26 protein-coding genes and 1 tRNA gene are annotated in these 23882 nt (G+C 37.2%); 22 read left to right on the top strand and 5 right to left on the bottom strand.

Translation table 11 applies throughout. The annotated features are described in order from the left end of the window. The first annotated feature begins 107 nt into the window (after window positions 1–107). The 6 genes from ASU02_RS19885 (at window position 108) to ASU02_RS19865 (ending at window position 3042) form a co-directional block, all read left to right on the top strand. Window positions 108–575 carry a YhcN/YlaJ family sporulation lipoprotein gene (locus tag ASU02_RS19885; protein WP_057766882.1) on the top strand — a complete coding sequence of 156 codons (468 nt, stop codon included), beginning with the start codon at window positions 108–110 and terminating at the stop codon, window positions 573–575. A 15-nt stretch (window positions 576–590) separates the two neighbouring features. Beyond that, window positions 591–1070: a stage V sporulation protein AC gene (gene spoVAC, locus ASU02_RS19880; protein WP_057766881.1), complete on the top strand. Its 480-nt coding sequence runs from the start codon at window positions 591–593 to the stop codon at window positions 1068–1070. Continuing rightward, window positions 1070–2083, top strand: a complete 1014-nt coding sequence (spoVAD, locus tag ASU02_RS19875; RefSeq protein WP_057766879.1) for a stage V sporulation protein AD — start codon at window positions 1070–1072, stop codon at window positions 2081–2083. The genes spoVAC and spoVAD overlap by 1 nt, the downstream gene beginning before the upstream one ends. 15 nt (window positions 2084–2098) lie before the next feature. Next, window positions 2099–2455, top strand: a complete 357-nt coding sequence (gene spoVAE / locus ASU02_RS26270) for a stage V sporulation protein AE (protein WP_057766877.1) — start codon at window positions 2099–2101, stop codon at window positions 2453–2455. A gap of 83 nt (window positions 2456–2538) precedes the next feature. Next, window positions 2539–2676, top strand: coding sequence for a YjcZ family sporulation protein (locus ASU02_RS26055; RefSeq protein ID WP_075209115.1), 138 nt, complete (start codon window positions 2539–2541; stop codon window positions 2674–2676). Window positions 2677–2787: 111 nt separating this feature from the next. Beyond that, window positions 2788–3042, top strand: a complete 255-nt coding sequence (locus tag ASU02_RS19865; protein WP_057766875.1) for a stage VI sporulation protein F — start codon at window positions 2788–2790, stop codon at window positions 3040–3042. Between the two features lie 173 nt (window positions 3043–3215). Here ASU02_RS19865 and ASU02_RS19860 read toward each other — a convergent pair whose 3' ends face one another. Further along, window positions 3216–5519 carry a UvrD-helicase domain-containing protein gene (locus ASU02_RS19860; RefSeq protein WP_057766873.1) on the bottom strand — a complete coding sequence of 768 codons (2304 nt, stop codon included), beginning with the start codon at window positions 5517–5519 and terminating at the stop codon, window positions 3216–3218. Between the two features lie 133 nt (window positions 5520–5652). On the opposite strand from ASU02_RS19860, the gene ASU02_RS19855 reads away from it, so the two are divergent. Then, window positions 5653–5940, top strand: coding sequence for a hypothetical protein (locus tag ASU02_RS19855; RefSeq protein WP_057766871.1), 288 nt, complete (start codon window positions 5653–5655; stop codon window positions 5938–5940). A 52-nt stretch (window positions 5941–5992) separates the two neighbouring features. Here the strand turns inward: ASU02_RS19855 and ASU02_RS19850 are convergent, their stop codons facing one another. The 3 genes from ASU02_RS19850 to ASU02_RS19840 form a co-directional block, all read right to left on the bottom strand. After that, window positions 5993–6415: a GNAT family N-acetyltransferase gene (locus ASU02_RS19850; RefSeq protein WP_057766869.1), complete on the bottom strand. Its 423-nt coding sequence runs from the start codon at window positions 6413–6415 to the stop codon at window positions 5993–5995. 6 nt (window positions 6416–6421) lie between these two features. Next, window positions 6422–6934: a YjcG family protein gene (locus ASU02_RS19845; RefSeq protein ID WP_057766867.1), complete on the bottom strand. Its 513-nt coding sequence runs from the start codon at window positions 6932–6934 to the stop codon at window positions 6422–6424. Between the two features lie 229 nt (window positions 6935–7163). Further along, entirely contained in the window at window positions 7164–7889 is a 726-nt protein-coding gene (locus tag ASU02_RS19840) for an alpha/beta hydrolase (RefSeq protein WP_057766865.1), read from the bottom strand. Between the two features lie 386 nt (window positions 7890–8275). On the opposite strand from ASU02_RS19840, the gene ASU02_RS19835 reads away from it, so the two are divergent. From ASU02_RS19835 to ASU02_RS19775, 13 genes are all read left to right on the top strand, one after another. After that, on the top strand, window positions 8276–9277 hold the full coding sequence (locus tag ASU02_RS19835; protein WP_057766863.1) for a TAXI family TRAP transporter solute-binding subunit: 1002 nt from the start codon (window positions 8276–8278) through the stop codon (window positions 9275–9277). A gap of 125 nt (window positions 9278–9402) precedes the next feature. Next, on the top strand, window positions 9403–9930 hold the full coding sequence (locus tag ASU02_RS19830) for a DUF1850 domain-containing protein (protein ID WP_057766861.1): 528 nt from the start codon (window positions 9403–9405) through the stop codon (window positions 9928–9930). 4 nt (window positions 9931–9934) lie between these two features. Continuing rightward, window positions 9935–11881: a TRAP transporter permease gene (locus ASU02_RS19825; RefSeq protein ID WP_198317470.1), complete on the top strand. Its 1947-nt coding sequence runs from the start codon at window positions 9935–9937 to the stop codon at window positions 11879–11881. 219 nt (window positions 11882–12100) lie between these two features. Next, window positions 12101–12172, top strand: a tRNA-Val gene (locus tag ASU02_RS19820). Window positions 12173–12427: 255 nt separating this feature from the next. Next, a complete protein-coding gene (locus tag ASU02_RS19815; protein ID WP_057766856.1) occupies window positions 12428–13183 on the top strand; it encodes an ABC transporter ATP-binding protein in 756 nt (251 codons plus the stop codon). Next, window positions 13184–15109, top strand: coding sequence for an ABC transporter permease (locus ASU02_RS19810; protein WP_057766854.1), 1926 nt, complete (start codon window positions 13184–13186; stop codon window positions 15107–15109). It abuts the gene before it with no gap. Between the two features lie 256 nt (window positions 15110–15365). Next, window positions 15366–15728, top strand: a complete 363-nt coding sequence (locus ASU02_RS19805) for a YxeA family protein (RefSeq protein WP_057766903.1) — start codon at window positions 15366–15368, stop codon at window positions 15726–15728. 72 nt (window positions 15729–15800) lie between these two features. Beyond that, a complete protein-coding gene (locus ASU02_RS19800) occupies window positions 15801–16508 on the top strand; it encodes a response regulator transcription factor (protein ID WP_057766853.1) in 708 nt (235 codons plus the stop codon). A 2-nt stretch (window positions 16509–16510) separates the two neighbouring features. Then, window positions 16511–17917, top strand: coding sequence for a sensor histidine kinase (locus ASU02_RS19795; RefSeq protein WP_057766850.1), 1407 nt, complete (start codon window positions 16511–16513; stop codon window positions 17915–17917). A 514-nt stretch (window positions 17918–18431) separates the two neighbouring features. Further along, window positions 18432–19019 carry a GNAT family N-acetyltransferase gene (locus tag ASU02_RS19790; protein ID WP_057766848.1) on the top strand — a complete coding sequence of 196 codons (588 nt, stop codon included), beginning with the start codon at window positions 18432–18434 and terminating at the stop codon, window positions 19017–19019. Window positions 19020–19048: 29 nt separating this feature from the next. After that, window positions 19049–19885, top strand: a complete 837-nt coding sequence (locus tag ASU02_RS19785) for an alpha/beta fold hydrolase (RefSeq protein WP_057766845.1) — start codon at window positions 19049–19051, stop codon at window positions 19883–19885. A 34-nt stretch (window positions 19886–19919) separates the two neighbouring features. After that, the gene (locus ASU02_RS19780; RefSeq protein WP_057766843.1) at window positions 19920–20375 is read left to right on the top strand and encodes a GNAT family N-acetyltransferase; all 456 of its coding nucleotides are present in this window, start codon (window positions 19920–19922) and stop codon (window positions 20373–20375) included. Window positions 20376–20408: 33 nt separating this feature from the next. Beyond that, entirely contained in the window at window positions 20409–20978 is a 570-nt protein-coding gene (locus tag ASU02_RS19775; protein WP_057766841.1) for a histidine phosphatase family protein, read from the top strand. A 397-nt stretch (window positions 20979–21375) separates the two neighbouring features. On the opposite strand, the gene ASU02_RS19770 is transcribed toward ASU02_RS19775, so the two are convergent. After that, complete coding sequence (locus tag ASU02_RS19770) at window positions 21376–22971, bottom strand: catalase (protein WP_057766839.1); 1596 nt, start codon at window positions 22969–22971, stop codon at window positions 21376–21378. A gap of 219 nt (window positions 22972–23190) precedes the next feature. Here ASU02_RS19770 and ASU02_RS19765 point away from each other — a divergent pair, with 219 nt between their 5' ends. Both ASU02_RS19765 and ASU02_RS19760 read left to right on the top strand, forming a co-directional pair. After that, on the top strand, window positions 23191–23451 hold the full coding sequence (locus tag ASU02_RS19765) for a metal-sensitive transcriptional regulator (protein ID WP_057766837.1): 261 nt from the start codon (window positions 23191–23193) through the stop codon (window positions 23449–23451). 68 nt (window positions 23452–23519) lie between these two features. Further along, on the top strand, window positions 23520–23879 hold the full coding sequence (locus ASU02_RS19760) for a rhodanese-like domain-containing protein (RefSeq protein ID WP_057766835.1): 360 nt from the start codon (window positions 23520–23522) through the stop codon (window positions 23877–23879). Window positions 23880–23882 lie beyond the last annotated feature (3 nt).

Here is a 23882-nt window from a genome sequence, read left to right as displayed (position 1 = left end):
AGTTTTTTTATAAATTGGAAATAAGAGCCTATGGGAATTCATTCATAATTTCACATTTTTTCGTGGACAATAATCATAAATGAAATCTGAATAGGAAGGGTTAAATCATGAGAATATCTTTGCATATCGTCCTTTTTATTGTGCTTGGGTTAGCAGGCTGCAGTCAAAATGAATCAAAAGAAAGCGAATTGGCCCTAATCAAAAAGACGGATCCTAATCCAGTTTTAATTGATGAAAATACGAAAGGCAACTTAGATTTAGTTGCAAACATAAAAGAAGCAATCGCATCTTATAAGGAAATATATGATGTGGCTGTCGTGAAGGGGAAAAAGGAAACACTTGTTGTGTACAAGGTTAAGCATCTTCAGCGCTTTCATATGAAGAAGATTGAGAAGAAAATAAAGGAGAAGCTTGAAAAGAAATTTCCAGATGAAAAATTTACTGTATCAAGTGATTATAAGATATTTTTAGAAGCTGTAAAGCTAAATGAAAAAATGCAAAAACTCGATTATTCGGAGAAAAAGGCAAATAAAAGGTTAAAGGAAATTATTAAATTGAAACAGGAAATGGCATAGAAGGGGGAACTGGCAATGGCAGATAAAAAAAAGAAAAAAATGACTCCTGCTCAACAAAAATATCAAGGACTTCAGCAAAAGCATGAATTGAAACGTCCAATTTTAAAAAATTGTCTGAGAGCCTTTTGGGTGGGCGGCCTCATTTGTACAATTGGCCAGGCCGTCACATACTTCTATATTTATTTCTTTAATTTTACTGAGCAAACAGCGGGCAACCCAACAGTAGCTACGATGGTGTTTTTCTCAATGCTCCTGACAGGGTTTGGGGTATATGACCATCTTGGACAGTATGCGGGTGCAGGGAGCGCCGTACCGGTCACTGGCTTTGGTAATGCCGTCATCTCAGCTGCAATTGAGCATCGTACAGAAGGGTTTGTACTTGGAGTTGGCGGGAATATGTTTAAACTGGCTGGCTCTGTTATCCTATTTGGTGTATTCTCAGCATTTGTCGTGGCGCTGATTAAAACGATATTGATTCAATGGGGGGTTTTGTAATGCTAAGGGGAAAACAATCCTGGATCTTTAAAAATCGCCCAGTAATCACAGCAACTGGAGTTTCTGGCGGTCCATTTGAAGCGAATGGGAAGCTTGCCAGTGATTTTGACATTCTTCATGATGACCTATGGATGGGGCAGGATTCATATGAAAAAGCTCATCGTGTATTAATTGAGGAAGCGAGTCAAGCAGCACTTCAAAGGGCAAATTTACAGGAGGAAGATATCCATTTCTTTATCGCTGGAGATTTAATTAATCAAATTACTCCATCAAGTATGAGTGCACGTACCAATCAAATTCCTTATTTCGGGATATTTGGTGCGTGCTCCACTTCAATGGAAGGGCTGGCCCTTGGTTCTTTTATGATTAATTATCAAGGCGCCAAGCATATTTTGACTGGTGCTTCAAGCCATAATGCGGCAGTTGAGAAGCAATTCAGATATCCGACTGAATATGGCGGGCAAAAGCCGCCGACAGCACAATGGACGATTACAGGTGCAGGTATGGCAGTCTTATCAGTAAATGAAGGGGGTAAAAATTTACCTGTTACAACATCAGCGACCATCGGAAAAGTCGTAGATATGGGGCTGACTGATCCATTTAACATGGGAGGGGCAATGGCTCCAGCAGCAGCCGATACAATAACTGCTCATTTTAAAGATTTACAGATTGATCCTTCTTATTATGATCTTATTGTTACAGGGGATTTGGGGAAAATCGGGCAGAATACAACCTACGAATTACTAACAAATGCCGGTCTGAAAATAGAAAGGGAGAAATTTCAGGATTGCGGATTATTGATTTATAAAGAGGACCAGCCTGTCAATGCTGGAGGAAGTGGTGCAGGCTGTTCAGCAACGGTTCTCTATGGCCATTTATTGAATCAAATGAGGCAAGGGGTATATAAAAAAATTCTTGTTGTGGCCACAGGTGCACTTCTATCCCCATTAACTTTTCAGCAAAATGAAACCATCCCTTGCATCGCACATGCGGTTTCTATTGAGATGGAATAATAAGGAGGGAGAAATATGCTTGCAATGTTCTTTTGGGCATTTGTTGTTGGAGGGGCGTTCTGTGTTATTGGTCAATTATTATTTGATGTCGCAAAGTTAACGCCAGGGCATACTTTAAGTTTACTTGTTGTTATCGGTGCAATCTTAGATGGTGTTGGACTATATGAGCCTTTAATTGATTTTGCAGGTGCTGGAGCAACGATTCCAATTACCAGTTTCGGTAATTCCCTTGTCCATGGGGCGATGGCGGAAGCAGAAAAACATGGGCTTGTTGGCGTCCTATCAGGTATGTTTGAAGTAACAAGCTCTGGTATATCAGCTGCGATTGTTTTTGGATTTATTGGTGCACTCATCTTTAAGCCGAAAGGATAAAAAACCATACTTAGGGGCTTGCCTATACACCTTATAGTTTATTTACATATGTTGTAAAGACTTGAATAAGTGAGGTGAAAGGTATGGGCTTTGGCTTTGGAGGATGCGGCGGCTACGGAGGCTATGGATATGGCGGTGGCGGTTACGCAGGATCTACATTTGTGCTTATAGTTGTATTGTTTATTCTTCTAATTATAGTTGGTGCAAGCTTTTATAATTAATAAGAAGAAAAAAGATTGGCAGCTGCTGCATTAATAAATAGTTGCCTCTCACATTTTTCACGCTCCTTCATACTATATAAAGTAGCTTACTATAAGGGGCGTGATCTTTACATGGATAATAACTTCTTTAAAAACCTGGAAAAGAAAACAGGCGTTAATATGAATGATGTTTTCGAATTAGCCAATTCACTGCAAAGTGCAAATTTCAAAGATGAAAAAACAGTTAGAGGTGTGATTCGGAGAGTCTCACAAATTGCCAACAAACCAGTATCTAAAGAAACAGAAGATAAAATTGTTAAATCAATTGTTACAGATGGAAAGCAGCTTGATTTTAGTACAATTTCAAAAATGATTAATAAAAAGTAAGGGAATGGACCTGGCAAATAACCCAGGTCCATTTTTTTAGCATGAAAAAATTACTTACTGTAAGAGAATTGCCTAGGATGGAGGACGTCCCTATCAAATTTCAGGTTTCCTACCTGTATTCGTTAACTTTGGTTGGCCAGCATCCTAATATAAGGCTGGAAGAAACAGCGGGATTAGTTTTTACTTGCCTTTTCTCTAGTTAACGGCGATAGAAATCTAGATGGATAGGCTTTTTTTCCACGGCTTTTTTCTGGAATAGAAATGTAGAGGTGGTCCATTGCACGTGTAATGGCAACATACATTAAACGGCGTTCTTCCTCAATCGGGGCAAAATCGCCATTTCTATAGGCCTCCAGGGCATGATCATGTGGCAGACTGCCATCAACAGCCCCGATAATATAAACTACCTTATATTCCAATCCCTTTGAACGGTGAACGGTGCTTAAGGTAATTGCGTTTTGATTTTTCTTGCTTTGTTGCTTAATTTCCTTATTCATAGCTCTCATATGGTCCGCATGTTCTAAAAAATCTCGAATGGCTGTAAAGCTTTTGGCCGCAACTTTCAAATCCTTAAGGTCATCAGAGCCCTTTTCAATTTTATTCCCTTCATTGCCGCGTTTCTTGATGAAATCTTGAAAGCCGAGTTCTTTCTCAATTTTTTCAATCGCTTGAATGGGAGAGAGATGTGCAATGGCGCGTATAACTGGAATCACTTTTTTTAATTTGCTTTCTTGAAAAGCAAATCCTGTCTTTACATGTTTTAAGCATTCAAGTAGCGTGCAGTCTTTTAAAATGCTTTCTGCCATCATATCCTTAATAACTGTTTGCTTCATAAAAAGGGCAGGAAGGATATTTTGCATCGCTCCTTTATCATCCTCATTTAAAGCTAATTGCAAGAAGGAAAGCATACTTTTCACAATAAACCGGTCATAGAAGGATTCAGCATCCTGATCAATTCTGAAAGGCAGGCTTGAGTTGGCAAGCCGTTCAAAAACAGCACGACTGCCGGTGTTCGTTCGAAACAGAATGGCAAAGTCCTTTGGTTCAAAGCCTTCTTCAATTTTTTCCTGAATATCCGTTACAATAGATGTTGCTTCTTCTTCCTCATCAAAAGGAAAGAAGAGACAAGGAACCTTCCCTCCGGTATACTGAGCTTTCATTTTTTTTGCTCTTCTTTTCTTATTCTGTATAATCACTTGATTCGCTGTCGAAACGATTTCGTGAGTGGAACGGTAATTTTGTTTTAAAGCAATAACTTCTGCATGAGGAAAATCTTTTTCAAAATCTAGCAGGTATTCGGGATCACTGCCGCGAAATGCATAAATAGACTGATCATCATCTCCTACAGCACAAACATTTTTAGACTTAGCTGAAAGCATTTTTATCAGTTCATACTGAATCTTGTTAATATCCTGAAACTCATCAATTAGGAAGTATTTAAAACGATTTTGATAGTTTTCGAGAATAGAAGGATGACGCAGGAAAAAATCATAACAGCCTGTCAGCATATCATCGAAATCAAATAAACCCTCTTTTTCCTTTGCTTGTTCATACTTTTTATACAGATTAAGCACACTTTCCTCCCACGATGAAGTGGGTCTAACCTGTTCGGGTGAAACGAGCGTATTCTTCCAAAATCCTATTTGCTGAAGCGCAAGGTCATATGCAAATTCTTTTTCATCTAGATTTAATTCTCTTCCAGCATTCTTAATCATTTGCTCACGCTGCCAGCCTTTGCTTAATAATTTATCGGAGGACCACTTCTCAGGCACATGAAACGAGAGGATCCGATAAAAAAGACTATGGAAAGTCCCGGAAACTATTTGCCGGATTTGGAGGCTTTCCATCTTTGGATAACGGGAAAGTCTTTCTTTCATTTCAGCAGCAGCCTTTGCGGTAAAAGTAACGAGCATAATTGATTTTGGATCAATTTCTTTTTCTTGTATCATGAAAGCTGTACGAGTTGTTAGAACCCTTGTTTTTCCACTCCCAGCACCAGCTAGCACGAGAAGCGGTCCTTCTGTACGAGTCACCGCATCAGCTTGCTCGCTATCAAGTATTACTCCGGATTGGGCTAATGTATGTAAATATTGAAAGGGGGAATGGCATTTGCTCATACTTTCTGGGATGAACGGAGGAATGTTTTTTACTGACTGAGTTTGTTTAATTTTACATTCTGGCTCTTGAGCGGATGTAATGGTACGTGATACAGGAATTCTAAATCCATTCCGCTCCTCATACTCTACTTTTTCTTGCGGCATTGAAGGAGTATCATCCGGATCTTTGCACGTATGATTAAGCTCAGGAATATGATAGAAATGAGGCTCCTGATTAATTCCAATATATAACCGAACTTTTTCATTGCACACAGGGCATTGCAAGTGTCCCTTTTTCCCATCGTCATGCAGAGACTGAAACATTTCTCTGCTTACTCTATTAATATTAATCATTTTATTATGTAGCATTGCTTTTTTCATATAAATTCCTCTTTTTCAACCTATTTCAGCACAATAAAGACAACCTTTATCATAACAAAATAAAAGAAATTACGAAAGGGAGCATAAAATCAAATATTGGTTCGTATGTCTATATTTATAGGAGGGGAGTATAATGGGATATATTGCACCTGTTACAAATTATCAATATAGCCAGTATGCAGAAAGAGTTATTAGTAAAGGGTATGATCCCTACCGATTTGTTCCAATCAATAGAATTAAGCCCTCAACGAATCCTCGAGAATACGATCACCCGATACTAAATGGACAGACTCATCCTATAAAAAGATCAAAAATGAGTCAAGAACAATCAATTTCTAGTGGCAAAAATAAAAATGAACGATTAGAAAAGCTGCAAAGTCAACTTACAGGAAAGGGCATTTTTTATAATGAGTCTGTTTAAAATATAACCCTTTCTTAAATGAAAAAACTTCTGTCCACTGGACAGAAGTTTTTTAAATCTGCTTAATCATTGTACGATGTGGAATTCCCGCATCCAAAAACTCTTCAGAGATAATTTCATAACCTAGTTTGCTATAAAAGGGAATGGCATGAGTTTGCGCATTAAGCTTTAGTTTTTTTACCCCTTCCCCTTTTCCATACTCTTCTATTTTATCCATAATAGCTTTTCCTGAGCCTGACTTACGATGATTTTCCAGTACGCAAATTCTTTCTACTTTGCCAATGCCATCTACTGACCGGAACCTGCCTGCACCGATCGGAAGGTTTTGATCATAAAGAAGAAAATGAACGGCCTCTTCTTCATATTGATCAATTTCTTCTTCTAACGGTACTTGCTGCTCTTCAACAAAGACCTTTTTACGAATAGAAAAAGCTTCTTGCAATTGATTATCATTAGATACAATTTTTACTTCCACAATTCATTATTCCTTTCCAAGCCGAAATGTTTCATAAACTGTCCATGAGCCGTTTTCAAGCTGATATAACAGGTGGAAACGATCGACAGTTTCTTCATAATTAAACTGGTTCATTCGTAATGAGCCATATACATCTGAATGCTCATCATTAGATAATTGCTGCCCAATTGTAATATGCGGGACAAAAGCATATTCAGGCATATCCGCAGAAATTTTCTCATTGATTACTTTTTGCAGTTCTTCAAGTACTTCTGATGCCTCAATTTTAAAATAAATGACATTATTTACTGGCTTAAATGAACTAAATTTTGTGGTTTTTATTTGAAAAGGCTCAAAAGAATTTGAAATCTCATCTAAAATGATAGTTAACTGTTTAATCTGATCTTCTGATGCATGAAAACTTGGTTTGAGCGTTAAATGAGGAGGGATTAGAGAATAATTCGGGTCATATCGTTTTCGATATGAGTTCGCTTCATCTTGCAATTTTTTTGAAGGAAAAATAACGATACCTAGCTTCATAACATAACCTCCATGAATAGATTTAATAAACTTCATTTGAAATCAACAAGAAAAGAGTGTATATGCCCATTATAACAAATTTTCCAAATATAAAGTATAGGAATGCTTAATTTTCAGGAATAGGTAAAAGAATTATCTGAAAAAGTTTAGAAGAATGAGCGAAACACGCCTAATTGCAAGGCTTCGCTCATTCTTCATAAACAACAAGCTATACTGGTTAATTACTATATTAAGAAAACATTTTCTTTAATGCACGTTTTAAATCAGGCTGCCAATGTGTCCATGTATGGTCACCGTCAAATTCATCGTAGAAGTAAGGGAATCCCTTTTCACTAAACAGCTTAGATAACTCTCTATTTGGTGTAAGGAAATCCTTTTCTTCTTTTTTAGTCGTTTGAACAGCGGTTTCTTGCTTCCCGATGACATGATAAATACTTGTTAAATGTGGCTGAGTAACTTCTTTAACAGCATTCATGACTACCTCATCAACCATCGGTGATTGAAGCATGACTTTTCCAAACGTATGAGGGTACTCTAAAGCCGCCATAAGGGATACAGTTGCAGCAAGTGAATCACCAATTAATGCACGGCCCATTCCCATTTGATATGTAGGGAATTCCTGATCTAAATATGGTACTAGCTCATGCGCTAAGAAACGTATAAATGCTTTGTTCTGTTCTCCGTTTGGATGATATTTCTTCCAGCGATCCTCTACATTTTTATATGGAATGCCTACAATAATGATGTTCTCAATTTCTCTATTTTTTAATAATTCATCTGCAGTTCTGCCAATTCTTCCTAGCTGAAAATAATCTTTTCCATCAGGAGCAATTAAAATTGAATACTTATATAAAGGAGTAAACGTTGCCGGCAAGTAGATAAGCAGTTCAACATCTTCCCCCAGCTCTTTACTTGAGAATGTTACATCTCTAATTGATCCTCTAGAATTTTCCATCGATGATTCCTCCAATTGATGATATGTATAGCTTTGCATGATATTTTAACATAATATAAGTGGAAATGCTTTTTTCAGATTCTAAAAAACGAGTGATATTTACATTTAACGACCAGAAAGAAACAAGTCTGTTATAATATGGATATAATTTCAGAAAACATGCCTAGAAAATAAATAAATTTTAACTAAAGATGAGGGGAAATTAAGGATTGTCCTTTGCAAGTTAATTGCGAAATTAAGATGTGAAATATATAAAGAAAACTAATAATAGGCAATATTCTGTTATACCGATTACTTAGTAAATTGAGTATTTATTGACAATTATGATAATATTTATGTTAATATATAGACTGAGAATCTGTAAAACTATCAAAGGGGGCAAAAATATGAAAAAGAAAAGTTTTCTTCTCACAGCTGTTTTATTATTAGCACTTTCTATGTTTCTTGCTGCATGTGGAGGTTCTGAGGAAAGTTCTGGTGAAAAGGGCGATGGTGAAAAGAAAGGTTCAGATAAGCCTAAGTTTATGAGTATTGTTACAGGTGGTACAGGTGGTACATACTATCCTCTTGGTGGAGCATTTGCAGAAATTATTTCTGATGCAACAGGCATTCAGACCAATGCTGAAGTTTCCGGTGCTTCTGCAGAGAATATGAACACATTAAAGGACGGCGCTGCTGAAATCGCTTTCTCTCAAACTGATATTGCCTCATATGCGAAAGATGGCAAATTAATGTTTGAAGGAGCAGCGGTAGACAATGTAAGTGCGATTGGTACCCTTTATCCTGAAACGATCCAAATTGTAACAACTGCTAAATCAGGTATTAAATCTGTTGAGGACTTAAAAGGCAAAAAGGTTTCTGTAGGTGCTCCAGGTTCTGGCACAAACCCAAATGCTGAACAAATTCTTGAAGTTCATGGAATGACTTTTGATGATATTAATAAGCAAGACCTTTCTTTCGATGAATCAACTGCTGGAATTCAAGACGGTACAATCGATGCAGCTTTCGTAACAGCTGGAACGCCAACAGGTGCTGTTGAAGGACTTTCTGCAACAGAAGACATCGTAATTATTCCTATTGCTCAAGATAAAATTGATGCGCTAATCGAGAAATATCCTTACTACATTCAAGACGAGGTCCCTTCAGGCACATATAAATTAAAAGATGCTGTGCCAACAGTTGCTGTTCAGGCAATGCTCGTCGTATCAAATGATCTTTCAGAAGATGTTGTATACGATGTGACTAAGGCAATATTTGAAAACCTTGATAAAGTTACTCATGCAAAAGGGAAACTTATTAAAGCTGAAAATGCTATTAAAGGTGTAGGAATTGAAATTCACCCTGGCGCTCAGAAATATTATGATGAAAAAGGAATTAAAGCTGAGTAGCCTGCTAAATTCTAATGAATAAAGACTTGACCGGCTGTAAAACCTCAAGAGGTTTTTTACACCGGTCAAGTTCTCTTTAATAGATACATTTTGTGTTGTACGTAAATTTATTAGGTGGGGTTTACATGAAAGAAAGAAAACCGGGCAGACAAATCCTAATTCTGCTCCCCCTCATCCTTATATCCATCGCAATTATTTTTTTCATTCCCATTAAGCAAGCATTGGTGTTTGAGTACCAGAATACTGGGAAGGTGCTTGCCTACATCCCATTTTCTAAGGAAAAGAATTTTAAAATTAAATACACACATTCCATTCATCTATCAGATGTGGTTGAAAGCTATACTGTGACGGAAGAAAAAAAGATAAAGCAATATGAGCTTATGTATGAGGACTTTGCGATTGGAATGCCTGAAAATGCTACTGATGGAGAAATATTTGAACAAAAGGACGGCAAATATTATATCAAAAATATGAATCGCACCTTTCCCTTATTTGATCTTAGAATTGGCAAGGTAAGGGCAAATCATCGGGTTTTATACAAAAATAGGGAATACCCGCTTGCAAATTATATCGAGGCAGGTACTTGGGTACGAATAAAAATTGAAAAAATAAATCTTTTTCAGCAATTGAAAGGAGTGAACATCCTTGAGTAATAATATGGAGTCATTATCATTAGAAGAACAGCAGAAGCTCCTGGAGAAATACGACCCAGAAGCAGGAACAAGGAAATTAAAAGGGATTATAGGATGGATTGTTTTTATAGGTTTATTATCTTTCTCATTGTTCCACCTCTACACAGGGGTTTTTGGAATGCTCACAGCTCAGCTGCAGCGTTCAATCCATTTGGGATTTGCATTAGCCCTTATATTCTTATTATTCCCAGCCCGGAAAAAAGACAGGGGACGTAAGCATAAAGTTGCCTGGTATGATATTATCCTCGCCATTCTGGGTGTTGCCGTTGGTGCCTATTGGCCATTATTCATTGATGAAATTGTTATGAGAGCTGGCCGATTGACAGAAATTGATTTCTATATTGGGTTGTTAGCTGTTTTATTAGTTCTTGAAGCAACACGTCGAGCAGTTGGACTTCCAATAACTATTATTGCAGTTGTGTTCTTGTTATATGGAATCTTTGGTCCGTATATGCCAAGCTTCTTAGCGCATCGAGGGCTAAATCTGGATCGCCTAATCCAAACAATGTTCTTCACAACAGAAGGAATTCTCGGAACTCCATTAGGAGTTTCATCGACCTACATCTTCCTGTTTTTATTATTTGGTTCATTCCTTGTGAAAACAGGTGTCGGGCAATATTTTAATGATTTAGCTGTTTCTATTGCGGGGAAGAGGATTGGCGGACCTGCTAAGGTTGCGATATTTTCTAGTGCTTTGCAAGGAACGATTAGTGGCAGCTCTGTTGCTAATGTAGTTACATCAGGATCATTTACAATTCCAATGATGAAAAAACTTGGATATAAGAAAGAGTTTGCTGGTGCGGTTGAGGCTACAGCTTCTACCGGTGGACAGATCATGCCGCCTGTAATGGGAGCTGCTGCATTCTTAATGGTTGAGTTCATTGGCGGTGGCATTACTTATTGGGAAATTGCGAAAGCTGCGGCAATCCCAGCCCTTCTTTATTTTACCGGCGTCTGGATTATGACACATTTCGAAGCTAAACGTCTAGGTCTTAGAGGATTAAAAGACGAGGAAATGCCGAATCGTAAAGAAGTGCTTAAGAAAATATATCTTCTGCTGCCGATTTTGGCTGTCATCATTTTATTAATGAGCGGGATGAGCGTTATCCGAGCCGCATTATGGTCTATTGTTATAACGATTTTAGTCAGCGCTATACGGAAAGAAACACGTATAAGTATAAAAGATTTCATCGATGCACTAGTTGATGGAGCCAGAACAGCATTAGGAGTAGCAGCGGCTACAGCTGCTGCAGGTATTATCGTTGGTGTGGTTGTAAAAACAGGTCTTGGTTTAAAAATGGCAAATGGCCTCCTCGACCTTGCTGGCGGACTTCTAATTCCAACCCTAATGCTTACGATGGTTGCGGCTATCATTCTAGGAATGGGTTCACCAACAACAGCAAACTATGTTATTACGTCAACAATTGCAGCACCTGCGATTATATTACTGGGTGTTCCTGATTTGTCCGCACATTTATTTGTATTCTACTTTGGGATTATTGCGGATATTACACCTCCAGTTGCGCTTGCCGCATTTGCTGCCGCAGGAGTTTCAGGCGGGGACCCAATTAAGACGGGAGTAACCGCCACCAAGCTGGCAATTGGAGCGTTCATTATTCCATATATGTTCGTTCTCTCACCTGAATTATTGATGATTGATACAACGTGGTATTATTTAATATGGGTGGTATTTACTGCTCTAGCAGGAATGATGGCAATCGGCGCAGGTGTTATTGGCTATTGGCTGCGCAAACTAAATTGGATAGAGCGGGTTTTAGGGGTAATTGGAGGATTATTGCTCATTTATCCAGAAGGTGTTTCAGATATAGTTGGATTAGTGATATTTGTTCTCCTAATCGTTCTGCAGTATGTCTTTAAGCGCGATGATACGGTGAAACCACAAGCTGCTTAATATAAAATGATAGGAAGTTCCATTAGTGGAGCTTCCTATTTTAATAACTTACGAAAAAATGAAATATTTGCATTAATTAATTTGGAGAAGTGTAATTGAATGAAAAAGTATTGACTTTTTCCTGTTTTTTCATATAATTAAATATGTATTTAGATATGTGTTCAAGTTCAGAAGAACACTACCTTGAAAGGGTAGCAGATATCCCTTAATTTCCATTATGACTCGTTAGTTCAGTGGGAGAACGCTTGCTTGACAGGCAAGAGGTCACTGGTTCAAATCCAGTACGGGTCATTAGAATTTTTGAAGCAGAAAACCTTGAGTTATCAAGGTTTTCTGCTTTTTTTGTCTTGCTTTCAACTTTTCTGCTTTTATCCTCACATTGATTATGTGGCAGATATCAATCCAAGGAAATGATAATTATTTAGTACGGCAAATCCTATAATGTGATTTGCTGTTTTTTTTAAGGTTTATGTAAGGTTTAGATTAAAATGCTGTAAGGTTCAGTCAGTATAATCAGATTTGTAATCATTCAAGGAGGACTTTACAATGAAAACCATTTTACGTGCAAGAAACGTTCAAAAAGTATACGGATCGAAAGGAAATCAATATAAAGCATTGGCAGATATTAATTTTGATATAAAAGAAGGAGAATTTATCGGCATTATGGGGCCATCGGGTGCGGGTAAATCCACATTACTTAACATATTATCCACCATTGATACGCCAACTTCAGGAGAAATTATGATTGCTGATCAAAATATTGTCACGATGAAGGAAGAGCAATTATCAGATTTTCGCCGTAACAATCTCGGCTTTATTTTTCAAGATTATAATCTGCTTGATACGTTAACGGTTAAGGAAAACATCTTGTTGCCACTGGCATTGTCAAAAGTGCCGGCAAAAGAAATAGAAAACCGTGTCGAGAAAATTGCAGATACGTTTGGAATTCAAGGCATACTTGATAAATATCCTTATCATATCTCTGGGGGCCAGAAGCAAAGAACAGCTGCTTCAAGGGCGATGGTGACAAAACCGAGCCTCATATTGGCGGACGAGCCTACAGGAGCCTTGGATTCAAAATCTGCTATTGATTTACTAGAAAGCTTAACAGCACTTAATGAGCAGAACCTTTCAACCATTATGATGGTCACTCATGATGCGTTCGCAGCAAGCTTCTGTAAGCGAATTTTATTTATTAAAGATGGCGGAATCTATGCAGAAATTCATAAATTGCAGCAATCTCGTCAGGAATTCTTTCAAAAAATACTCGATGTCCTTGCTTCACTTGGAGGTGGGCATTAAATGACGTTATTTAGCATCGCCAGAAAAAATATCCGAAAAAACTTTACGAATTATTTCTTATATGTCGGTTCAATGATTTTCAGTATTGTTATTTACTTTACCTTTGTTTCTTTAAAATATGATCAAACCATACTGGAAACAGCTGATTCGTCCACCAAAATTAGCTCGGTCTTTAATGGTGCATCCGTAGTGCTCATGATATTTGTAGCTGTATTTATTTGGTATTCCAATTCCTTTTTTACAATGAAACGCAAAAAAGAAGTCGGACTCTATTCTTTACTTGGCGTTCGCAAAAAGCAAATCGGCCGAATGTTATTTTATGAAAACTTTCTTATGGGGATTATCGCACTATTGATTGGGATCATCCTTGGATCCCTTTTGTCAAAGTTTTTTGTCACCATTTTAATGAAGGTCATGGGGTTTGATGCGCTTGGAAATTTTGCTATTTCCCCGCAGGCAATTGTAAATACAATTATCGTCTTCACGATAATGACGGCAATTACTTCAATACACGGATATCGTTTAATTTACCGCTTTAAACTAATTGAGTTATTCAAAGCCGAGCAGGAAGGGGAAAAAGAACCAAAAGCTTCTGTCATCACTGCGTTAATCTCTGTTCTGTTAGTTGGAGCTGGGTACTGGCTTGCACTGCAAAATATGCTGGAATCAGAAGTGTGGAGAAAAATAGGCTATTTGATAACCCCGCTTGTCATTTTAGTCACAGTCATTCTTGGTACGTATTTATTATTTAGTACATTAACAGTTTATTTATTAAAGCTATTACGAAAAAATAAAACCCATTTTTGGAATGGAATCAATTTAATCAGTACGTCCCAACTTCTCTACCGAATAAAGGGAAATGCACGTACATTAACCATTATTGCTGTTCTGAGTGCAACTACATTAACTGCGGTAGGAGCGGCCTATAGCTTTTACTATAACAACAGAAGTAATGCCGAACTAGCAAATCCGAATAGCATGATGTTTATTGCAAAAGACAAAAATGTTTCTAACCAGATTAAAGAGCGGATATCACGTGACAAAGATCATAAAATTATCTATCACATGTCCGTTCCGACAATGATGATGGATGCCGATATTACAAATCTTCATAGCAAATTTTATTCAGATGAAATGGAATACAGCATTATCAGCAATAAAACGTTTAATCAATTAGCTAAATCGCAAAATAGAGAGGAATCCCTATCATTAAAAGGAAATGAGGCAGCCGCACTAGAAGCTGGTTATTCCAAAGATTTCTCACCGAAGTATGTTGGAGGAACGATTTCGCTAAAAGCAAATAACCACAGCGAGAATATTACTTTTAAAGAATTGAAGAAATATAATGTACTCAATCTCCAAACAGCGGGTATTACGGTGGTTATTAGTGATGAGTTATTTTCTAAGCTTGCAAATGGAATAAACCTTGTCAACATGGAAGCTTACAAACTGAAAAATGAAGAGGATGCAAAAATAGTAACAAAAGAGGTCCAAACCTTGTTGCCGGAGGAAGCGAGTTACTCAAGCTTTTATGCCGATTATGCACGGGGAATGGAGACAACAGGTTTACTCATTTTTATTGGCGGCTTTTTAGGATTGGTATTCCTGGCTGCAACAGGAAGCATTATTTACTTTAAGCAGCTGACAGAGGCAACCATGGATAAAGACCGTTATGTAATCTTATACAAAATCGGTGTGAATAAGAAGGAAGTAAAAAAATCCATTTCAAAACAAATCTTATTTATATTTGCCTTGCCATTACTAGCCGGTATTGCCCACTCTATAGTGGCATTAACTGCGTTATCTAAATTAATGCAAACGAATTTAATGACTCCTGTCATCATTTGTATAGGCATTTATGTTTGTATTTACATTGCCTATTACTTCTTAACAGTAAGGAACTACTACAAAATAATCATCAAATAGAAAGACTGTTTTCTAAAAGAGTGTTGTTTTTAGAGGGATTTTTCGTTTACCAAAAAGACTAGTTGATTGGAGCGGAAGGTGCGAGACTCCTGCGGGAGGAGTTGGACAGGTGAGACCCCACAGGAGCTATGCTCCGAGGAGGCTCAGCGCTCACCCCACGGGTCGCTGCCATCCTGGAGCGCAAATCAACTTTTACCTAATTATGTTAAAAGCAACAAAGTTTGCGAAAAGAGCCAATAGAAAAGAGGAGAAAATAATGAAAAAATTAATAGGATCGATTGCAGCGATTGCGGTGATTTTAGTAGGCGGGTTGGTTATCCTACAAAATGTAAACTTTAATAGACTTGGAGCCGATGAATATTATACTCAAATTATTGGTCAAGGAAAGAAGCTGGAAGATAAAAGTGATAATGGGGAAAAGTATATAAGCTATGAATATAATCTTCCCGCATTTGATAAAGATGGCGGAGAAAAGACATTGACCTTTACTGCTCAAAAACAGCTTCGGGAAAATGCTTATTTATCTTTATTTGTAAAAGATGGTAAAGGGGTTACCTCTTATCAGGAAGTGAAAAAGGCAGAGCTACCTAAAAAAGTAAGTGAGAAGTTGTCAAAGTAAAAATGAAGGAATCCTTTTAAAAGAGGATTCCTTTTTACTATAATGTAATAGGAAAGCAAGGAGGGAAGTATTTTGTCAACGAACAAGAAAGTATTAATTATAGATGATGAAGAAGATATTTTACGGCTGATTAAAACGGTGTTAAATAAAGAAGGGATCGATCATGTGGTCACTGCGGCTACAGCTAAAGAGGGGTTTAATCAATTTCAAACAAATAATCCTGATATTGTGCTGCTAGATATTATGCTGCCGGATGGGGAAGGCTATGATGTCTGCAAACAAATAAGAAGTATTTCAAAAGTGCCTATTTTATTTTTATCGGCAAAAAACGAGGAAATTGATAAAATACTGGGCTTTGCGATCGGCGGCGATGATTACATTACGAAGCCATTTAGCCCCAAAGAGGTCGCTTATCGGGTAAAAGCTCATTTGCGCCGGGCAGAATACATGCAGTCTGAACCGCCGAAAGAGACAAAAATTCAGGCAGGGCCATTTGAATTAAACGAGGAAGAGGCACAGTTGACTAAAAATGGGCAAGTGATTCAGTTGAAGCCCAAAGAACTGGGATTAATGAAGGTTTTTCTCCAAAACAAGAACAAGGTTATTAGTAAAGAACAGCTTTACGATGCAGTCTGGGGAGAAGACTTCTTCGGAATGGATAATACAGTCATGGTTCATATCCGCAGACTTCGGGAAAGAATCGAAGACCAGCCTTCTCATCCTCAATATCTGGTGACCGTAAAAGGCTTAGGGTATAAGCTCGTTATAGAGGATGCATAGGGATGAAGTGGAGGCTGACTGGAAGGTATTTATTATCTGTTGTATTGGTTGTTGTTCTTATTATTTTCATTAATCTCATCCTTGGGATAGCGCTGCTTACCGCACAAATCAACTTCGATGTTCCAATTTTTCAAAACCGGGAAATATCTCCGGAACAATTTACGAGAAGTTTTCAACAAGAAATTATCACATTGAATCATGATGTAGCCATTTCTGAAAAAGGACAAAAAAAGTTAGTGGAAAAGAATGCCTGGATCCAAATTTTAGATGAAAATGGCAAAGAGGAATACAGCTTCAGGACTCCTGCAAATAGCAAGAAAAAATATACCCCAGCAGATATGATTCAAATATATAAGTATAAAGAAGTAGATGCAAATACAGTCGTTTATGTTGGGGAAAAGGAAAAAAGTGGCCGTCAGTTCAGCTATTTGATTGGAATTGAAAATCGAAATTTACAACGGCAATTTATCTCCTTTAATAATCAGGATATTATTAGAGTGTTTAAAATTGGCATGGTTATTTTACTAATAGACATCTTAATCGCGCTCTTGATTGGCTACCTTTTTAGCAAACGGCTTACCCAGCCACTGCATACGCTAATTGACGGCATTAAAAAATTGGCCAATCATGAATTCAATCACCATACTGAATCAAGAGGCTTATATAAAAATGTATTCTATAATTTAAATCATTTAGCTGACCAATTAAAGCTCAGCGAAAGAGAAAGAAAAAAGTTAGATTTGATGAAGGAGGAATGGATTGCCAACATTTCTCATGACATTAAAACCCCGCTGTCCTCGATTCAAGGATATGCAGAAATGATCAAAGATCCGGAATATGATTTTTCTTCGGAAGAAATAAGGGAATATGCTGGAATTATTGAAGCAAAGTCTGTTTATATCAAAGAAGTCATGGAAGATTTAAATTTATCTACCAGATTAAAAAATAAAGAACTATCGTTAAATAAAAATGAGGTAAATATTGTTGCTTTACTGCGGAAGATTGTGATTGATTTATTGAACGATCCTAAATATGCCAGCCGAAATATCCAGTTCCACGTAAACGAGGAAAACATAATGGCAGAAGTGGATGACATTCTTTTTCGACGGGCAATCAATAATTTAATTTTTAATGCGATTGTTCATAACAATGAGGATGTAAAGGTGGATATAAGCATTGAAAGGAAGGAACATACACATATTATGATCAAAGATAATGGGAAGGGAATTAATGAAAAGGAGCTTGAAAGGATATTTGACCGGTATTATCGTGGGACAAATACGGGGGCTGCACATAAAGGATCTGGGCTTGGCATGGCAATAGCATATGACATTATAAAAGCCCATGACGGTCAAATCACCATTCATAGTGAAATTGGCAGCGGAACAGCCATTGACATTCAAATATGATGCATAATAATGTTTGATGTATTTATTAGGCTGATCTATAAAATTGTGCGTTTTAAACGAATTAGGCTCAGTTAAACTGGCTTTATTTTGCAATTCCAAAATTGGCAGGTCGGGGTGTTCAAGTCCCTCTTTAGGTCATGCGAATGTTAACACTATTTCTATTCCAATAGAAATAGTGTTTTTTACTGGATAAAGGAGTATAGAAGCAATATATATATAATTAATTTTGAGACTATTGTAAGGAAAAGAGACGAATTATTGTTTACTTTTTCTGAAGGTTCGGTATAATTCTATATGTATGGAAATAAGAGGAAGAGGAGGAGGTTTATATGAACAATATAAACTGCATACTTGATGTTACATACGTTGACTCTTTCCTTCTTCAAACCAATATGAACTGAAATGCAAATTCACTTACAAAGACCTTCGTATGGATGCGAGGTCTTTATTTATTTAGGGAAGAGTTCCTCAAAACAAGTTTTTATTTGGACTATCATTTAAAGAGGAGTCGTTTATGGAAATTAGAAATTATACGCAAAATGATGAAATAGGTTGGCTGCGCTGCAGAGTTCTATCATTTCTTGATACGGCATATTTTGATCATGTATTAAAAGAAAAAGAAAAATATAAAAATCCATCTATTGAACTAGTTGCAGTAAATGAAGGACAAATCGTAGGGCTTATAGATATCGAATACGAAATGAATGAAGGAACTGTTTGTTCTAGAGGAACTGGACTTGGCGGGATGATTTGGCATATTGCGGTACATCCAGAGTTTCGCAGAAGAGGGATTGCTAAACAATTGCTGGAGAGAGCTGAGAAATTAGCAAATGAGAAAAAGCTAAATCGATTGGAAGCATGGACGAGAGATGATGATTGGGTAAATATGTGGTACGAAAAAAATAACTTTAAGAAGTCTGATTCATATTTACACGTTTACTTGGATAGCGGGAATGAGCTAAACGAACAAATAAGAATTGTGCTGCCAAACCTAGTTCCTGTTCATGCATTTGCCCATTATGTTGGACAAGATAAAGAATATATAAAAGGAAAGTTTAAAAGAGTGCACGAATGTTCTTGCTATGAAAAAATCCTCTGCTAATAAGCTTTTGTTAGAATGGAGCTGGTTCCATGTGGAAAAAAGTCATGATAGAAACTTCTAGAGGCAGGTTCGAAATATTCATTTGTGGAGAGGGAAGTCCTTTATGCGTTACTCATTTATACAGTGAATACAGTGAGTTAGGAAATTACTTTGCAGATGTTTTTGTTGAGAAGTTTCAGGTTTTCTTAATCAACTTAAAGGAAGCGGGGAATTCATGTAAAGCAGAAGTAGAAGAATTAAGCATGCTTGAATCTTGTAAAGATTTAGAGGCAATTAGAGTTGCATTACATATTGATAAATGGAGTTTTGCTGGGCATTCAACAGGAGGCATGCTCGGTCTTATGTATGCGATAAATTATCCAAGTTCACTTATAAAAATCCTAGTTGGCGGGGCAGCTGCTTCAAATAAATATATGGAGCATGAAGGCAGTATGTATAGTGTAAATAGTCCATTAAATGAAAGACTTATAGAGTTATTTTCAATTATGAAATCATCTGAATCAACAAAGGAAGATCGAATAAAAGCAAATAGAGAATGGACTGAGATGTCACTGTATCATCCTATTAAATTTAATGAATACTTTTCTAAACCTAGCAGTGGAAGAGTAGTTCGAAAAAGGTTAGAGTATTATTCCTATCAAGAGCTGCCAAACTACAACATTATTGATCTGCTATCTGAGGTTTCAACTCCTGCTATAATTTATTGTGGAAAATACGATACCCAGTGCCCGCTAACCTTTTCAGAAGAAATTCATAGGTATATGTCTGAATCAAAAATGTATGTTTTTAACTATAGTAATCATGTGCCATATATAGAGGAACAGCGGCTTTTTCTTGAAATGATAAATGAATTCGAGCAGCTATAAGAGACTATATATGTACACAAATTAGGGGGATACAATGCAAATTCGAAGATTGAATACTACTGAAAAAGCGCCAATGAATTTATTATTATTAGCAGACCCGTCTCGAAAACTAGTAGAGGATTATGTGAACCGTGGGGAGTGCTATGTTATTGAAAAAAGTAAAGAAATCATTGGTGTATATGTTTTACTTTCAACTAGACCTGAAACAGTTGAGTTAGTAAATGTTGCTGTATCTGAGATTGAACAAGGAAATGGAATTGGGAAGAAATTAATACTAGATGCCATTTATCGATCTAAGGAAAAAGGATACAAGACGATTGAAATAGGTACCGGGAATTCAAGTGTAGGACAATTGGCCCTTTATCAAAAATGCGGATTTAGAATTACTGGTGTGGATACAGATTTTTTTATAAGACATTACGAGGAAGATATTTTTGAAAATGGAATTTGGTGCAGGGATATGATTCGTTTGTCACAGGACTTGAATTGATCGTTGCAGGTATTAATGAAAGAGGAGAGAAATATGGAAAAGAAAATTTATTTGATTAGACATTGCCAAGCTGTGGGACAGCCACCCGAATCACAACTGACAGCAGAGGGGATGAAGCAAGCAGATAGGTTAGCAGATTTTCTCAGTTCTTTTAAAGTCGACAGAATTATTTCAAGCCCTTTTTTACGTGCTGTCGAAACAATTATGCCTTTTGCACAGAAGGCAACTATTGAGATTGAGACGGATGAGCGATTAGCTGAACGTGTGCTTAGTTCAAGTTCGATGCCAGATTGGCTCGAAAAACTTAAGCTGACATTCAATGATTTGGATTTAAAGTATGAGGGTGGAGAATCTAGTAAAGAAGCAATGGATCGTATCATACAGGCTGTAAATGAAATGATCGAAAGCCATGCACAAAATTCGGTACTCGTCACACATGGAAACATCATGTCATTACTGTTGAAATCCTATAATAAATCTTTTGGCTTTGATGAGTGGCTTCAATTAAGTAATCCAGATGTTTATTGTTTGCAATTTAAAAATGATGAAGTACATTGTGAAAGAATTTGGCGGGTTTTAAAGAGCGAAGAGGCAGAGTTTTAAATAAATAATTGGGTATTCTTTTTCTCATGACTTTTTCTGAATTTATCCGAAAATCGTCCTCTGGATTTGGACGTGAAAACTTATGAAATCGAAAACCTGTCTGAAGAGGGTGGGAGTTCGGATATTATAGCACTAGAAAATACTAAACTAGTTGGAAGTTGGCATCAAGTACGAATATGCTACCTTATGAACCTGCGTAGAAGTCTGAAGCTGGCTTAAGGTCAGACAAAATATTTTGTAAAATCATCAAACAAGTAATCCTTTTTACTGCATAAAGTGTCATACAGAAATAAAATATGGCATGAATACTTATTCAAATATTCATGCCATATATTCTTTTAAGATAATCTGTTTTGCATGCCTTTCACGAATAACTCTCACGGATACTCATTTAAATTTAATATGGATCAGCATCATGCCCTTTTTCAATTGCCTTCTTAGGTGCTTTATCTCCACCTCTGTTTCCTAGCGGCTTTTGATTGGAGCCCTCTTTGGATGCTTGAGCTATTCCTTCTCTTAGTCTTCTGCCATACTCATCATCAGCTTCTTCAGCAAGTGCAATCATCTTCTCTTGTATTCGCTGATCGCATGTTGAAAGGTCTGTAATAAGGTTTGTTAACAGTTCATCCTTTTCCCATTGTTCAAATCTGCGATACGTTTCACCAGCTTGTTTCGTATTGCTTTGCCTGTCAATGGATTGGCGGACAAGCTTTCCTTCAATCTGTGGAGAGTATTCCTTTCCTATCTGTTCAGCTTCTTTTAATCCCCCTAAGATAGATGGTTCATAATTAATATGCGGGTTTTGCCCAGGGGCGCGATCTACCTTATATTGCATTTGGCCACCGCTTTGATTTGTTGCTACCCGTTTTTTGGGCGCATTAATGGGCAGCTGCAAATAATTCGCTCCCACACGATGGCGCTGAGTATCGGAGTAGGAGAAGGTTCGCCCTTGAAGCATTTTGTCATCTGAAAAATCAAGACCGTCCACAAGGACACCTGTTCCAAATGCAGCTTGTTCTACTTCTGTAAAGTAGTCCTCTGGATTACGGTTTAGAATCATTTTTCCAACTGGAAGCCATGGGAACTGATCCTCTGGCCAAAGTTTGGTGTCATCAAGTGGATCAAAATCTAATTCTGGGTGCTCATCGTCGCTCATGATTTGAACAAGAAGCTCCCACTCAGGGTAATCTCCACGCTCAATCGCTTCATATAGATCTTGTGTTGCATGATTGAAATTCGTTGCTTGAATTTCGCTTGCTTCTTTCATCGTTAGGTTTTTTATTCCTTGTTTCGGCTCCCAATGATATTTAACAAGCACTGCCACTCCATCACTGTTTACCCACTTATAGGTGTTTACACCTGAGCCCTGCATCATTCGGTAATTGGCTGGAATTCCCCATGGAGAATAAACAAGTGTCACCATATGGAATGTTTCAGGAGAGCTCGCGCAAAAGTCAAAAAAGCGCTGGCTGTCTTGAATATTGGTAATTGGATCTGGCTTAAAGGCATGGATCATATCAGGAAATTTAATTGCATCACGAATAAAGAAGATTTTTAAGTTATTCCCAACGAGGTCCCAGTTTCCGTCTTCTGTATAAAATTTAACTGCAAATCCACGTGGGTCACGAAGAGTTTCAGGGGAATGCCCGCCATGAATAACAGATGAAAATCGTACGAATACAGGAGTTTGTTTTCCTTTTTCTTGGAATAACTTTGCACGTGTATATTTAGAAACTGCTTCATCACCGGCAGTTCCATACGCTTCGAAATAGCCATGCGCTCCAGCACCTCGTGCATGGACAACACGTTCAGGCACACGCTCTCGGTCAAAGTGGCTGATTTTCTCAATGAAATCGTAATTTTCTAATGTAGCAGGTCCTCGATTTCCAACGGTCCTTATATTTTGGTTATTTGTAACAGGGTGACCTTGCCTGTTCGTTAACGTATTTTCGTTTTCTACATTTGTTTCATGCCTGCTCTGTTCATTTGTCATCTTCCTATCTCCTTTGGTGTAAATAAACATACGTATACATAGTATTTTTGAACTTCATAGGCTATTTTCCCCAGCAAGGATAAAAAAATCCTCCTTTAGTTAAAAATGTTCCATTGACAATATACCTATAAGGGTATATTATAAAAACATAAAATCCATACTAATTCTGTGCTGTACGTTATAAGAAAAGGAACTTATGTGATAGAAAGGGGTTATTCCATGGAGTATAATGATCAAATTAAAAATAGAGTAAAGCGAATGGAAGGGCAGTTACGAGGGATTTTGAAAATGATGGAAGACAATAAAGATTGTAAAGAAGTGATCACACAATTGTCAGCGGTTCGTTCAGCTGTCGATCGTACAGTAGGTGTCATTGTTAGTTCTAATCTAGTGGAATGTGTTCTCGAGGCGGAAAGAAAGGGAGAAAATACAGATGAATTGATTAAAGAAGCAGTTAACCTGCTTGTGAAAAGCAGGTAAAAAAGAAGAAGGAAACTTCTTTTTTTAGAATTTTATATACCTATAGGGGTAAATAGGAGGGAATACTAATGGAATATATAAAGTATATTATTTTCGTGCTTGTCATTCTTTTAATCTTGTCACGCATCTTACCAGCAAAAGGTGTAAGACAAATTAGTACAGAAGAATTGAAAAAAGAGTTAGGAAATAAAAATAAACAATTTATTGATGTAAGGACACCGGGCGAATTTCAATCGGGCAATATTCGTGGATTTAGGAATATACCTCTTAATCAATTAGTTCAAAAAGCAAGAGAGCTATCGAAAGATACTGAGGTCATTGTAATATGTCAAAGCGGTATGAGAAGCAATAAAGCTAGTAAATTATTAAAACAAATAGGATTTAAAAATGTAACGAATGTAAAAGGCGGCATGAGCGCCTGGTCATAACGT

The organism is Cytobacillus praedii, assembly GCF_001439605.1.
In the GTDB taxonomy this organism is placed as follows: Bacteria; Bacillota; Bacilli; order Bacillales; family Cytobacillaceae; genus Cytobacillus; species Cytobacillus praedii.
This window is presented reverse-complemented; position numbering and strand designations above follow the sequence as displayed.

Bases quoted from the DNA above. Each gene is read 5' to 3' on its own strand.
- ASU02_RS19885 (WP_057766882.1), top strand. From the start codon at position 108: ATGAGAATATCTTTGCATATCGTCCTTTTTATTGTGCTTGGGTTAGCA.
- spoVAC (WP_057766881.1), top strand. From the start codon at position 591: ATGGCAGATAAAAAAAAGAAAAAAATGACTCCTGCTCAACAAAAATAT.
- spoVAD (WP_057766879.1), top strand. From the start codon at position 1,070: ATGCTAAGGGGAAAACAATCCTGGATCTTTAAAAATCGCCCAGTAATC.
- spoVAE (WP_057766877.1), top strand. From the start codon at position 2,099: ATGCTTGCAATGTTCTTTTGGGCATTTGTTGTTGGAGGGGCGTTCTGT.
- ASU02_RS26055 (WP_075209115.1), top strand. From the start codon at position 2,539: ATGGGCTTTGGCTTTGGAGGATGCGGCGGCTACGGAGGCTATGGATAT.
- ASU02_RS19865 (WP_057766875.1), top strand. From the start codon at position 2,788: ATGGATAATAACTTCTTTAAAAACCTGGAAAAGAAAACAGGCGTTAAT.
- ASU02_RS19860 (WP_057766873.1), bottom strand. From the start codon at position 5,519: ATGAAAAAAGCAATGCTACATAATAAAATGATTAATATTAATAGAGTA.
- ASU02_RS19855 (WP_057766871.1), top strand. From the start codon at position 5,653: ATGGGATATATTGCACCTGTTACAAATTATCAATATAGCCAGTATGCA.
- ASU02_RS19845 (WP_057766867.1), bottom strand. From the start codon at position 6,934: ATGAAGCTAGGTATCGTTATTTTTCCTTCAAAAAAATTGCAAGATGAA.
- ASU02_RS19840 (WP_057766865.1), bottom strand. From the start codon at position 7,889: ATGGAAAATTCTAGAGGATCAATTAGAGATGTAACATTCTCAAGTAAA.
- ASU02_RS19835 (WP_057766863.1), top strand. From the start codon at position 8,276: ATGAAAAAGAAAAGTTTTCTTCTCACAGCTGTTTTATTATTAGCACTT.
- ASU02_RS19830 (WP_057766861.1), top strand. From the start codon at position 9,403: ATGAAAGAAAGAAAACCGGGCAGACAAATCCTAATTCTGCTCCCCCTC.
- ASU02_RS19825 (WP_198317470.1), top strand. From the start codon at position 9,935: ATGGAGTCATTATCATTAGAAGAACAGCAGAAGCTCCTGGAGAAATAC.
- ASU02_RS19815 (WP_057766856.1), top strand. From the start codon at position 12,428: ATGAAAACCATTTTACGTGCAAGAAACGTTCAAAAAGTATACGGATCG.
- ASU02_RS19810 (WP_057766854.1), top strand. From the start codon at position 13,184: ATGACGTTATTTAGCATCGCCAGAAAAAATATCCGAAAAAACTTTACG.
- ASU02_RS19805 (WP_057766903.1), top strand. From the start codon at position 15,366: ATGAAAAAATTAATAGGATCGATTGCAGCGATTGCGGTGATTTTAGTA.
- ASU02_RS19795 (WP_057766850.1), top strand. From the start codon at position 16,511: ATGAAGTGGAGGCTGACTGGAAGGTATTTATTATCTGTTGTATTGGTT.
- ASU02_RS19790 (WP_057766848.1), top strand. From the start codon at position 18,432: ATGGAAATTAGAAATTATACGCAAAATGATGAAATAGGTTGGCTGCGC.
- ASU02_RS19785 (WP_057766845.1), top strand. From the start codon at position 19,049: ATGTGGAAAAAAGTCATGATAGAAACTTCTAGAGGCAGGTTCGAAATA.
- ASU02_RS19780 (WP_057766843.1), top strand. From the start codon at position 19,920: ATGCAAATTCGAAGATTGAATACTACTGAAAAAGCGCCAATGAATTTA.
- ASU02_RS19775 (WP_057766841.1), top strand. From the start codon at position 20,409: ATGGAAAAGAAAATTTATTTGATTAGACATTGCCAAGCTGTGGGACAG.
- ASU02_RS19770 (WP_057766839.1), bottom strand. From the start codon at position 22,971: ATGACAAATGAACAGAGCAGGCATGAAACAAATGTAGAAAACGAAAAT.
- ASU02_RS19765 (WP_057766837.1), top strand. From the start codon at position 23,191: ATGGAGTATAATGATCAAATTAAAAATAGAGTAAAGCGAATGGAAGGG.
- ASU02_RS19760 (WP_057766835.1), top strand. From the start codon at position 23,520: ATGGAATATATAAAGTATATTATTTTCGTGCTTGTCATTCTTTTAATC.